Raw genomic sequence first — 11,235 nt, 5'->3', positions numbered from 1 at the left:
AGCGCTGATGGTACTTCACGGGAGACTGTGCGGGAGAGTAAGACGTTGCCAGGTAAATGTGGCTCGATAGCTCAGTTGGTAGAGCAGCGGATTGAAGATCCGCGTGTCGTAGGTTCGATTCCTACTCGAGCCACCATGTATGGCGCTATAGCCAAGTGGTAAGGCAGAGGTCTGCAAAACCTTTACCCCCGGTTCAAATCCGGGTGGCGCCTCCATACAGAAAACCTGTAAACTATGTTTACAGGTTTTTATTTTTTCTTTATTAGATAAAATATTTAAAATTAAAAAATTATCCACAGAAAAAATTAAAAAACACAACTTATCCACTGAAAGTGTGATTTCTTTTGTTCGTAACTTTAAATTTGTGGATTATTTCAGAGGATTTTCACATATTACAAGTTTACTTGTGTTTTTCTCGTAAGTAGCAGAACATCCTATAGGGAAAGTTAAGTTAGGATAAGAATGTCCAAAAGGTAAACCATATATTATTGGTATATTAAGAGGTAATAATCTTTTTTCTATAATTTCTTTTGCTGTAAAGTTCTCATCAGGAGAAGAAACTTTATTATCACAATCTGTAATGTGACCAATTAATATTCCATTACATTTATTAAGCTTAGATGATAGTATTAATTGCGTTAATAATCTATCTATAACATAAGGTGATTCATCTATTTCTTCAATCATTAGTATTGAATTATCAAAATTTACTTCAAAAGGTGTTCCTATACATGAACAAAGCATAGAAAGATTTCCACCCATTAAGCGACCAGAGAAATGATTATTATTATATTTCCTATATGATGAAAGATCATATATATATCCTTTAGTAGGATTCATCATAAATTTTTTTAAAGAGGGTAATGTATATAAATCATTAAATTTTGATTTTATCATGGGACCATGGAAGGATATAAACTTATTTGATGCAAAATAATTTAGAAGAATAGTTATATCACTATAGCCACAGAAAAATTTAGGATGTTTTTTTATAACCTTCATATCTAAATATGGCAATATTCTAATTGAACCATAACCACCTCTAAAGCAAATGATTCCATCTATTGAATCATCCTTAAACATATCCATAAGATCCTTTGCTCTATCTTTATCACTTCCAGCTAAATAACCATTTTTATCATATACATGATTTCCTAAAACCACATTAAAACCTAAGTTTTCGAATTCCTTTACATAAGATTCAATATTCTCTTTTGGGCTGCATGAAGCAGGACAAACAATGCCTATAGTTGAATTTTGCTTTAACATTTTACCCTTTATCATATAATAAAATCCCCCTAAAAAAAGAGAGCCAAAAATAGCTCTCTATTGTTTTAGTATATATTATATGTATAGGTTAAAAAAATATTACCTAAACATATCTTTTTTGTATAATACCCAAGCAACTATTCCACAAATTAAAAATGTAAGAAACATTATTGTGTAAAAAGCAGCAGGATCGTCAGGGGAGAATGGTAGCCATACATTCATACCAAATATACCACCTATTATAGTTGGTATAGCCATTAATATTGTAACTGAAGCAAGAACCTTCATCACTATATTAAGATTGTTTGATATTACTGAGGCAAAGAAGTCCATTGTACTGGCTAAAATATTACTATATATTTCAGTCATTTCAATAGCTTGTTTATTTTCTATAATAACATTTTCTAATACGTCTTTGTCATCCTCATATTTTTGCATTATATCTAACTTTAACATTTTTTCTAATGTTATTTCATTAGCTTTTAATGAAGTTGAAAAGTATACTAGAGACTTTTCAAGGGAATGTAGTTGTATAAGTTCTCTATTTTTCATTGATTTATGAAGTCGTTTTTCTATCATTAAACTCTTTTTATCAATTTGTCTTAAATATAGTAGATAGTATGTAGAAATTCTATTTAATATTTGAAGTGTAAAACGTGACTTTTTAAAAGTATAGAATGTCTTAATTCTTCCATTAATAAAATCAGTAAGTATTTTACTATTTTTAAGGCAAACAGTTATAAGGTATTTATTTGTATGAATTATTGAAAGTGGATATGTATCGTATGTAAGGGAGTTATCTTCCATTTCAGTAAATGGAATATCGACAATTATTGAAATGTCATTCTCCTCGAAATCTATACGTGATGTTTCTTCATCATCTAATGAAGCTTTAAGAAAGTCTAAATCGACTCCGGTTTTATTTGCGATTAGTATAAGCTCTTCATCTGAAGGTGCAACTATATTTATCCAACAACCAGGCTCTATATTATCTAGTTGTTTCAATGTCTTATTCTCTTCGCTTATTGTTTTAAATATCTGAATCATAAATAAACCTCCATGTGTATTCACATATATTATACTCTTAAAAATATAAATATAAAATAATACATTTAAAAATAGTTAATTTTAAAATTTAATATACAAATTATAACAGTAAATAAATAGTATTATGGAGGAATACATACTAAAGATTAGAGATAATGAGATATATGAAGCCAAATGCTTAATTTGATATAATAGTAATTAATTTTGATTAATATTAGCGTGGAATAAAAGTATATTTGCTAGTATAATCAATTCTATGTTTATAAATACTTTCATAGTGTCATGGGGGATATTAATATGATGCATAGAGAAATAATTGTTCGAAAGAAAGCGCCTGTAATTGCATTAGTGTTATTAACAATAACAGTTATGTTATATTTACATGAGGGGCTTAAATTTATTCATTTTGATAGTCGTAACACATTACTTGTATGTAATACTATTATTGTAATAGTAACTAGTTATATTATATTAAAAGAATTTATTAGTTGTAGAATTTCATATAAGTATGCAGTAATAGCAAATAAACTTATAATTAATAAGATTTCAAAAAATCAGGAAAAAAATCTTTCAAGTATAAAGATATCAGATATCGTTTATTTAGGTAAGAGAAATGGACAACCTAGAGGATATGACGCAAAACAAATTGGTAACTATACATTTGATAAATTAAATACAGTCCAATATTGTTGTGTTTATAAATTTCAGGAAAGTTACTATAAATTTTATTTTCAGCCAAGTGAATGCTTTATAAATAGAGTGAAAAAACACATGGCAAATAAAAACTCCCAAGCTGTAAATTAGCTAAGGGAGTTTTTTTTTATTTTAAGTTAATATGTTTTTGAAAAATTCATTTTTAACTTCTTTTAAAAGAACTTCATTTGTTATTAAATCAAATCCAGTAAAAGCAAGAGCTAAAGCGCTTTTCCTATATTGTAAAAATGCGTAATCGCTTATAGTGCAATCTCTAAATTCCTTTGTTCCATATTTTATTTTGTCATCTTGTATTATCGATACATAAGGATGAATAACAGGAACATGTTTACTAATTGTACCAAGGCTTAAAGACGCATTTACATCCCTTGGAGGGCAAATATCAATTATGCCACATTCTTTTAAGTTATTATTATATAATCGGTTAAGAGTTCTATTTGTTAATAGCTCTTCACTTGGAAATTGATAAAGGGATGATTTATAATCTACATCCATAAGTTTTCCTATTGCAGTTGCAATATCTTTAATTTTTCCTTCAGCAGCTTCTGCAAGTTTAATATTCTTTGCTCTTATATAAAACTTACCTTCACATTGTTTTGGAACTAATAAAGGAGTAGTTCCACCTTTTGATAGTATCGAATTAATTTGGACATCTTTACAAAATCCTTTAGTAAGTGCGTTTAATGTATTAAATGTTAAAAGTAATGCATCTAATGAAGTGTAGGGTGATTCATTTAAGAAGCTGAGTCCATCATGACCTGTAAATTCTACACTAAGCGGTATTACAGCAGAGGATGTTCCACTTTCACAAGTTACAGTATCAGGATGAGATACCATTACAACATCAATATCTTTAAATACATCTTCCTTTAGCATAAGGTCTTTACTTCCACCTACATACTCACCAGGACACCCTACAACTATTACAGACCCATTAGTTAATTTAGGAATAATTTGACCAAGGGCGATAGCTGCTGTGAAGGATATTGTTGATAATGCATTATGAGCTGTAATATGCCCTTCTTTCGGAACTGCATCATACTCACATAGGAAGCATATTTTAGGATGACCATTTCCTTTAGATGCATAAAATGCTGTTTTTAAATCTAAAAAATTGCGTTCTACTGAAAAGTCGTGCTTTTCTAATAAATCACTAATGTATTGAGAAGAGTTAGATTCATTGTAACTATCTTCAGGGTTATTATAAAGGAAGTTACAAAGGTCTGTAATCTCTTTATCACGTGTTGAAAGATAACTAATCATTTCTTGTTTCATAAAATTGACCTCCCAAGAAAATATTCTTTATTATTTTTACCAATAAATAAAAAAATATTTATTTTATTTTAGAGTATAAAAATGAATATATGTGGTGATAATCTAGATAACAATTTATTTTAGGGGGTATTATTTATGAAAAGTTTTGTTAATAAGAAGATACAGGAGAATACTTGTGTAATATGTGGTCATGTTAGTGACAACGGTATAATTATAAAAGGTGAAATGATTTGTCCTATGTGTGAAGTAGATATTGTTAATGTAACACCAGGAGATCCGAAGTATAATACGTATGTTGAAGGAATTAAAAATATACTTGATTAAATAAAATGTAACTGTAGAGAGTTACTTATATAATTTAGCAATACGTGAAGTATTGCTATTTTTTTGTTCTAATATAGAAAAAATAATTTGAAAATGAGATACAATATAATATATAGTATAGAAAGATATAGTTTAAGAATGGAGGATTGATTTAGTAAAGATAGGTACTTTGCTAAAGATAAGATATGAAAAAAGGTAAGTTAATAATAATAGAGAGTGGAACAGACGGAAGTGGGAAAGCTACTCAAACTCAAAAATTATATGATAAATTAATAGCAGAAGGTAAAAATGTAAGAAAGATTACTTTCCCAAATTATGATAGTCCAGCATGTATGCCAGTTAAGATGTATTTAAATGGTGAATTTGGAACTAAGCCAGAGGATGTAAATGCATATGCAGCATCAACATTTTATGCAATAGATAGATATGCATCATATAAGACTGATTGGGGAGAATTTTATAATAATGGCGGAATAATATTATCGGATAGATATACAACATCAAATATGGTTCATCAGGCAGTAAAGATGGATAATCCATTAGAAAGAGAAAAATATTTAAATTGGTTATATGAATTAGAATTTGATTTATATGGATTACCAAAACCAGATTGTATAGTATTTTTAGATTTATCACCAACTATAAGTAAAAAGCTAATGGAAGATAGAGCAAATAAGTTCACAGGAGAACAAGAAAAGGATATACATGAAGCTAATGGTCAATATTTAGTTAATTGTTATAACAATTCATTAGAAATAGCCAATAAATATGATTGGAAAAAAGTTAAGTGTAATGATGAAGAAAATTTAAAATCTATTGATAGTATTAGTGATGAAGTTTACGCAATTGTAAGAGAATATTTGTAGAAAGTATTTTAAGTATACAGTGTGGGAAAGATATTATATAATGTAAAAAATATATACATATAAATTACCAATAAATAGATAATATGAAAAAATAAAGTGTTATGGAAAGATATTACTTTGTGGTAAAATATAATTAGGGTATTTATTATATAATGGAGGTTATTATATGAAACTTTTAATAGCTGTGGTACACGATGAAGATTCAGAAGATTTATTAGATGCTTTAGCTGAAAAAGGCATAGGAGTTACTAAGCTTGCAACGACAGGCGGCTTTTTAAAAGCAGGTAACACAACTCTAATGATAGGTGTTAGAAAAGAAAAAACTGAAGAGGTCATAGATATAATAAAGGATGTTTGTAAAGAACGAAAAGAAGTAGTTACAACACCTGCGCCAATTACAGGTAATACTTCAATGTATATGCAGTATCCAATTGAAGTTCAAGTTGGTGGCGCAACAGTATTTGTTGTAGATGTAGACCAATTTATAAAGATATAATAGTCATTTTAAAGGAGCGAGTGTATTGGTAAAGTTTATAGGACATGAGAAGATTATAGAAGGATTTATGAAACGTGCGAAAAGCAATACACTATCTCATGCACATTTAATCTCAGGAAGAGATGGAATAGGTAAAAGTATACTAGCAGATATATTTGTGTCAAAGATACTTGATAAAGAACGAAATAAGGAACATATTGATGCGATACATTATAGAAACAGTAAAGCTTCTATGGGGGTTTCCGAAGTTCGGGATATAATAGAAGAAGTTAGTAAAAGACCTTACGAAGGTGATAAAAAGGTTATCATTATATATGATGCAGAAAAGTTAACAGTGCAAGCTCAAAATGCACTTCTTAAAACAATAGAAGAGCCACCAAGTGGAGTTTTCATAATACTGCTTACTACTAATTTAGAAATTATATTAGATACAATAAAATCAAGATGTCAAATATATAAGCTCACTCCTCTTAATAATGAAGAGATGATAGAATATATAAAGTTAAATCATAATATTAACGAAGAGGATATTCTATCAATGCTTGCTTATTCAGAAGGAATACCAGGAAGGGCAGAGAGATTTTTAAAAGATCCTGAACTTCAAGAACTTAGAAATCTTATAATAGATATGCTAAAAGATATAAATAAAAATGAGGTAGATGTAACCTTAAAGTATGAAAATGCATTTTTAAAGTTCAAAGATGAAAAGGAAGAATTGCTAAATATAATTGCGACTTTTATTCGAGATATTATACTTTATAAGGAAATTAATGATACAAGATTAATTATTAATTCTGATAAATATAAAGATATAGAAGAACTTATAGAAATGATGTCATATAGAAAATTAAACGGAATGTTAAAATATATAGAAGAGGCAAGAGGAAATTTAAGGCATAATACTAATTTTCAAATGACAATTAGTATTATGCTTATGGGTTTTTTGGAGGTATGATTAATTATGAAAGTAGTAGGAGTAAGATTTAAAAAGGCAGGTAAGATATACTATTTTGGGCCTAATGATTTAGATATAAAAAAAGAAGATTACGTTATAGTAGAAACTGCTAGAGGAATAGAATTTGGACAGTGTGTTATTGGAATAAAAGAAGTTAAAGAAGAAGATATAATAGCACCTTTAAAGAGTGTTTTAAGAATTGCAAGTGATGAAGATATAAAGAAGCACAATGACAATAAATCAAAAGAAGAAGATGCTTTAAGAATATGTACTGGCAAGATTGAAGAACATGGTCTTAAAATGAAGTTAATTGATGTTGAGTATACATTTGATAATAATAAAGTTATCTTTTACTTTACAGCAGATGGAAGAGTTGATTTTAGAGAGTTAGTTAAAGATTTAGCTACAATATTTAAAACAAGAATAGAACTTAGACAAATTGGTGTTAGAGATGAAGCTAAGATGATAGGTGGACTTGGACCATGTGGAAGACCTATGTGTTGTTCATCATTCTTAGGTGATTTCGCATCTGTTTCTATAAAGATGGCTAAAGAGCAAAACTTATCATTAAATCCAACAAAGATATCTGGAATTTGTGGAAGATTAATGTGCTGTTTAAATTACGAACAAAGTACATATGAGAGTATAAGAAAAACTCTTCCAAGAGTTGGCTCTATAGTAAAAACACCAAACGGAAATGGTGAAGTAGTTCAAAACAATATAGTAAAAGAATGTGTAAAAGTTAAATTCAAGAAAAAAGAAGAAGAAATATTAGAAATATTTAAGATCGAAGAGGTTGAATTAATAAAAGGAAGCTATGAAGATGTTATAGATGAAGCTGATATTAAACTTGAAATTCAAAGTCCAGAGGACAAGAAGCTTATAAAGCAACTTATAAAGGAAAAATAGGAGGAAACGCAATGAAATCAGTATTAAAAGTTGCTGGAATGCGCAAATCTTCTGATGTAAGAAAGGTCCAATCTGCAATTGCGAGTAATGAAGGCGTAATTGCAAGTGAGGTGGCTTTAGATAAAAATGAAGTAACGATAATATATAATGATGTTGTTACAGAATTAGATGAAATAATCGATAAGATAGAGGATATGGGATATACTGTAATATGATAATGTCCTAAAGTTTTATAAAGTACTTTTAAAAAAAAGTAAAACGTGGTAGAATTATGGTGGTGTAATTACCAAAATATCAAAAATTTTAGGAGGTGTTTTTTATGGCATTTGTAATAAACGATACATGCATAAGCTGTGGAGCATGTGCACCAGAATGTCCTGTTAACGCTATAAGCCAAGGAGATACTCAATTTGTAATAGATGCAGATACTTGCATTGATTGCGGAAACTGTGCTAACGTTTGTCCAGTTGGAGCTCCAGTTCAAGAATAATATAGCTAAAAAAAGATCGTCATTTAGACGGTCTTTTTTTGTACAAGCATTTATGCAAGCATCATAGGTTTTAATATAATAGCGGCACCGTTTGATACAAGGGTATCCTTAGAAATTGAATAAGAATCAGTTGTGATTTTACAAGAATTTTTAAGTAGTAATAAAAAGTCCTGTATACCATTAAACATAAAGGATGATGAAGAATACTTATAATTCATAGGAATAATAATATTAGGATTTAATTTTTTACATAACTTAAAAGCCTCAATTCCAGTTAAGCTAATATGGCCACCAACAGGGATAAATAAAATATCTATAATTCCTAATTTTTTTATTAAATCATCACTAAGTACCTCACCTAAACAACCTAGATGACATATTCTAAGATTATCAACTTCATAAACATATATAATGTTACCTCCACGTTTAGCACCGTTAAAGTGATCACAAAAAGTATCATATCCAGTTATTTTACAAAAATCAGTATTAAAATGGCCACTTGAAGTAATTAAAGTTGTGGAACTATCTACTTCAGGAAGTGAGAAAGAGTCAGATGAGAAAGTACTCAATGTCATAATATTAGGTTTGATTATATCTATATTATGAGAAAAAAGTCTATTCAAAGGGTCAATAAGAATTCTCTTACCTATTGAATTTTTTATAAGAAATGTTGAATTACAAAGCCAAGTTATATCCATAAAAAGCCCTCCTAAAATATATAAAAGTAGTATATGCAAAATAAAGAAAATTTAACCTAGAAAAGTACTATAAAGTTAACTCCCTTGAATAAAGAGATAAAAAGTATTAATATAATGTTACAAAGTCAAAGTAAGTAAAAAACAAGAATGATTAAGAAGGTGTAATTGTGGCAAGACTAACTGATATAATAGAAAAATTTATAAAAGAAATGATAAAAGAGGACGAAGAGAATAAGGTGTTAATTCAAAGAAATGATCTAGCAGATCAATTTAGATGTGCACCATCTCAAATAAATTATGTACTAAGTACTAGATTCACATATGCAAGTGGATATGTAATAGAGAGTAGAAGAGGTGGCGGTGGCTACATACTTATTAAGAAGGTAGAGCATGATACACCTTTATCTAAAAAGAAAGTAATAGATGAGTCAATTGGTGATTCAATAACGTATCATAATACTGTATCATTACTAGATAATTTATTAGAATCAGATTTAATTAATAAAAAAGAGTATGAAATCATAAAAATAGCAGTGAACGATAAAACTTTAAGAAGTGCTGATAATAAAAATGCTATAAGGGCAGATATTTTAAAAGGTATGATGATGGTAATAATTAAGTAAGGGGGATAATTCATGCTATGTGAGAGGTGTAACAATAATAAAGCAAGCATACACCTTATTAAAGTTATAAAAGGTGAAAAAACAGGTATGTGGTTATGTGAAGATTGTGCTAAAGAATTTGGAGAGTCACAGTTAACAGAATTGCTAGGTAAAGAAAAGTTTTCGCTTAGTGAGATGTTAAATAATATATTTGATATGACTACTAATGAACTAATGAAAGATAATATATGCAAAGCATGTGGGACAACTTATACAGAATTTAAAGAAAAAGGGTTATTAGGATGTAGTAAATGTTATAAATATTTTACTGCAGATTTAAATTCTAAAATAAAAGAGTTCCAAGGTGAATACAAACATAAAGGAAAAATCCCCAAAAGGGCAGGAGAACTTATAAGCAAAAATAAAAATTTACAAAAGTTAAAAGAAGATTTAAGAAAAGCTATTGTCATTGAAAATTATGAAGAAGCAGCAGTAATTCGGGATGAAATTAAGATTTTAGAAGAAGATCTTAAAGGAGAGGTATAACTGTTATGCAAATGAATAATATGAATAAAGACAATAGCTTTAATATTATTATGGGAAGTAAAATTAAATTAAATAGAAATATAGAGGGATATAAATTTACTAACAAGATAGAGCCATCTGAAGGGAAAAGGCTTAGCGAAAAAGTTTCTAAGATATTATGTGAAAATATAGATGATTTAAAAGTTATAAACTTATGGGATTATAATAGACTCCAATCTGTTTATAAGGAAAAAGGGTTAATTACTGAAAAATTAAATAAACATAAAGACTTTTCTTCGCTTTTAGTGAATAAAGATGAAAATTTAAGTGTAATTATTAATGAAGAGAATCATATAAGATTACAAATCAAAAGTAATGGCAATAATATAAATGAAATGTATAATTCACTTAATAAAATTGATGATTTGTTAGAAGCGAGTCTTGATTATTCCTTTGATGAAAACTATGGTTATTTAACACCTAATGTTAAAAACATTGGAACAGGATTTAATGGTTCAATAATAATACATTTACCTATGCTTACTTTAAGAGATAGAATATCAAATCTTAACAAAGGGTTAAAGAGAATTGGTATGTCTATACAAGGAGTTTATGGAGAGAAAGCAAAAGCTTATGGGAATATATATGAGATATATAATGAAATAACAACAGGTATAAGTGAGGAAGAGATTATAGAAAATTTACTAACAGTATCAGAAAACATAGAGGGTGAAGAGATTAATATAAGGCAGGAAGCATTAGAAAAATATTCAGAAGAAATAGAAGATAGAGTTTTTAGGTCGTATGGAATATTAAAAAATGCAAGGATATTAAACTGGTTAGAAGCTATGGCACTTATTTCTGATTTAAGATTTGGTGCAGAACTATCATTAATAGAGTTGAATAAAGATAAATTAGATGAGATTATGATTCTAACTAGAGATTCAGTAATTAAAGAAAATTTAGGAGGAATAGTTTCATCAAGAGATTTAAGGATAGAAAGAGCTAAGCTAGTAAAAGAACTTTTATGATGATTATATGGTATGGAAAGGGATAAGGAGGATT

General features: G+C 28.4%; 15 protein-coding genes and 2 tRNA genes. 13 read left to right on the top strand and 4 right to left on the bottom strand.

Translation table 11 applies throughout. The features are described 5' to 3' along the window. Positions 1-60: 60 nt before the first annotated feature. Together RSF37_RS10500 and RSF37_RS10495 are read left to right on the top strand one after the other, a co-directional pair. A tRNA-Phe gene (locus tag RSF37_RS10500) sits at positions 61-136 on the top strand. A 5-nt stretch (positions 137-141) separates the two neighbouring features. Beyond that, a tRNA-Cys gene (locus RSF37_RS10495) sits at positions 142-215 on the top strand. A gap of 154 nt (positions 216-369) precedes the next feature. On the opposite strand, the gene RSF37_RS10490 is transcribed toward RSF37_RS10495, so the two are convergent. Together RSF37_RS10490 and RSF37_RS10485 are read right to left on the bottom strand one after the other, a co-directional pair. Continuing rightward, positions 370-1,284, bottom strand: coding sequence for a S66 peptidase family protein (locus tag RSF37_RS10490; RefSeq protein WP_332564361.1), 915 nt, complete (start codon positions 1,282-1,284; stop codon positions 370-372). A gap of 84 nt (positions 1,285-1,368) precedes the next feature. After that, on the bottom strand, positions 1,369-2,316 hold the full coding sequence (locus RSF37_RS10485; RefSeq protein ID WP_332564360.1) for a magnesium transporter CorA family protein: 948 nt from the start codon (positions 2,314-2,316) through the stop codon (positions 1,369-1,371). Between the two features lie 297 nt (positions 2,317-2,613). On the opposite strand from RSF37_RS10485, the gene RSF37_RS10480 reads away from it, so the two are divergent. Next, on the top strand, positions 2,614-3,120 hold the full coding sequence (locus tag RSF37_RS10480; RefSeq protein ID WP_332564359.1) for a hypothetical protein: 507 nt from the start codon (positions 2,614-2,616) through the stop codon (positions 3,118-3,120). Between the two features lie 21 nt (positions 3,121-3,141). On the opposite strand, the gene RSF37_RS10475 is transcribed toward RSF37_RS10480, so the two are convergent. Next, the gene (locus RSF37_RS10475; RefSeq protein ID WP_332564358.1) at positions 3,142-4,305 is read right to left on the bottom strand and encodes a M20 family peptidase; all 1,164 of its coding nucleotides are present in this window, start codon (positions 4,303-4,305) and stop codon (positions 3,142-3,144) included. 135 nt (positions 4,306-4,440) lie between these two features. On the opposite strand from RSF37_RS10475, the gene RSF37_RS10470 reads away from it, so the two are divergent. The 7 genes from RSF37_RS10470 (at position 4,441) to RSF37_RS10440 (ending at position 8,345) form a co-directional block, all read left to right on the top strand. Further along, on the top strand, positions 4,441-4,629 hold the full coding sequence (locus tag RSF37_RS10470; protein WP_332564357.1) for a sigma factor G inhibitor Gin: 189 nt from the start codon (positions 4,441-4,443) through the stop codon (positions 4,627-4,629). Between the two features lie 185 nt (positions 4,630-4,814). Beyond that, on the top strand, positions 4,815-5,495 hold the full coding sequence (locus tag RSF37_RS10465; protein ID WP_332564356.1) for a dTMP kinase: 681 nt from the start codon (positions 4,815-4,817) through the stop codon (positions 5,493-5,495). A 166-nt stretch (positions 5,496-5,661) separates the two neighbouring features. Further along, positions 5,662-5,991, top strand: a complete 330-nt coding sequence (locus RSF37_RS10460) for a cyclic-di-AMP receptor (RefSeq protein ID WP_332564355.1) — start codon at positions 5,662-5,664, stop codon at positions 5,989-5,991. A 25-nt stretch (positions 5,992-6,016) separates the two neighbouring features. Beyond that, entirely contained in the window at positions 6,017-6,946 is a 930-nt protein-coding gene (locus RSF37_RS10455; RefSeq protein WP_332564354.1) for a DNA polymerase III subunit delta', read from the top strand. A gap of 3 nt (positions 6,947-6,949) precedes the next feature. Beyond that, positions 6,950-7,855 (top strand): PSP1 domain-containing protein, encoded by a 906-nt coding sequence (locus RSF37_RS10450; RefSeq protein ID WP_332564364.1) that lies wholly within the window; start codon positions 6,950-6,952, stop codon positions 7,853-7,855. Positions 7,856-7,866: 11 nt separating this feature from the next. Continuing rightward, complete coding sequence (locus tag RSF37_RS10445; RefSeq protein ID WP_332564353.1) at positions 7,867-8,070, top strand: heavy-metal-associated domain-containing protein; 204 nt, start codon at positions 7,867-7,869, stop codon at positions 8,068-8,070. A 104-nt stretch (positions 8,071-8,174) separates the two neighbouring features. Next, on the top strand, positions 8,175-8,345 hold the full coding sequence (locus tag RSF37_RS10440) for a DUF362 domain-containing protein (RefSeq protein ID WP_039312698.1): 171 nt from the start codon (positions 8,175-8,177) through the stop codon (positions 8,343-8,345). Between the two features lie 50 nt (positions 8,346-8,395). Here the strand turns inward: RSF37_RS10440 and RSF37_RS10435 are convergent, their stop codons facing one another. Next, on the bottom strand, positions 8,396-9,043 hold the full coding sequence (locus RSF37_RS10435; RefSeq protein WP_332564352.1) for an MBL fold metallo-hydrolase: 648 nt from the start codon (positions 9,041-9,043) through the stop codon (positions 8,396-8,398). A 167-nt stretch (positions 9,044-9,210) separates the two neighbouring features. Between RSF37_RS10435 and RSF37_RS10430 the strand changes: the two genes are divergently transcribed. The 3 genes from RSF37_RS10430 to RSF37_RS10420 are packed head-to-tail and all read left to right on the top strand — an operon-like array spanning position 9,211 to position 11,201. Beyond that, positions 9,211-9,666, top strand: coding sequence for a CtsR family transcriptional regulator (locus tag RSF37_RS10430; RefSeq protein ID WP_332564351.1), 456 nt, complete (start codon positions 9,211-9,213; stop codon positions 9,664-9,666). 12 nt (positions 9,667-9,678) lie between these two features. After that, on the top strand, positions 9,679-10,191 hold the full coding sequence (locus tag RSF37_RS10425; RefSeq protein ID WP_332564350.1) for an excinuclease: 513 nt from the start codon (positions 9,679-9,681) through the stop codon (positions 10,189-10,191). 5 nt (positions 10,192-10,196) lie between these two features. Next, positions 10,197-11,201 (top strand): ATP--guanido phosphotransferase, encoded by a 1,005-nt coding sequence (locus RSF37_RS10420; protein WP_332564349.1) that lies wholly within the window; start codon positions 10,197-10,199, stop codon positions 11,199-11,201. The last annotated feature ends 34 nt before the right edge of the window (positions 11,202-11,235 follow it).

The sequence above is a fragment of the Clostridium sp. genome (assembly GCF_036643715.1).
Classification (GTDB): Bacteria; Bacillota; Clostridia; order Clostridiales; family Clostridiaceae; genus Clostridium.
This window is presented reverse-complemented; position numbering and strand designations above follow the sequence as displayed.

Bases quoted from the DNA above. Each gene is read 5' to 3' on its own strand.
- RSF37_RS10490 (WP_332564361.1), bottom strand. From the start codon at position 1,284: ATGATAAAGGGTAAAATGTTAAAGCAAAATTCAACTATAGGCATTGTT.
- RSF37_RS10485 (WP_332564360.1), bottom strand. From the start codon at position 2,316: ATGATTCAGATATTTAAAACAATAAGCGAAGAGAATAAGACATTGAAA.
- RSF37_RS10480 (WP_332564359.1), top strand. From the start codon at position 2,614: ATGATGCATAGAGAAATAATTGTTCGAAAGAAAGCGCCTGTAATTGCA.
- RSF37_RS10475 (WP_332564358.1), bottom strand. From the start codon at position 4,305: ATGAAACAAGAAATGATTAGTTATCTTTCAACACGTGATAAAGAGATT.
- RSF37_RS10470 (WP_332564357.1), top strand. From the start codon at position 4,441: ATGAAAAGTTTTGTTAATAAGAAGATACAGGAGAATACTTGTGTAATA.
- RSF37_RS10465 (WP_332564356.1), top strand. From the start codon at position 4,815: ATGAAAAAAGGTAAGTTAATAATAATAGAGAGTGGAACAGACGGAAGT.
- RSF37_RS10460 (WP_332564355.1), top strand. From the start codon at position 5,662: ATGAAACTTTTAATAGCTGTGGTACACGATGAAGATTCAGAAGATTTA.
- RSF37_RS10445 (WP_332564353.1), top strand. From the start codon at position 7,867: ATGAAATCAGTATTAAAAGTTGCTGGAATGCGCAAATCTTCTGATGTA.
- RSF37_RS10440 (WP_039312698.1), top strand. From the start codon at position 8,175: ATGGCATTTGTAATAAACGATACATGCATAAGCTGTGGAGCATGTGCA.
- RSF37_RS10435 (WP_332564352.1), bottom strand. From the start codon at position 9,043: ATGGATATAACTTGGCTTTGTAATTCAACATTTCTTATAAAAAATTCA.
- RSF37_RS10425 (WP_332564350.1), top strand. From the start codon at position 9,679: ATGCTATGTGAGAGGTGTAACAATAATAAAGCAAGCATACACCTTATT.
- RSF37_RS10420 (WP_332564349.1), top strand. From the start codon at position 10,197: ATGCAAATGAATAATATGAATAAAGACAATAGCTTTAATATTATTATG.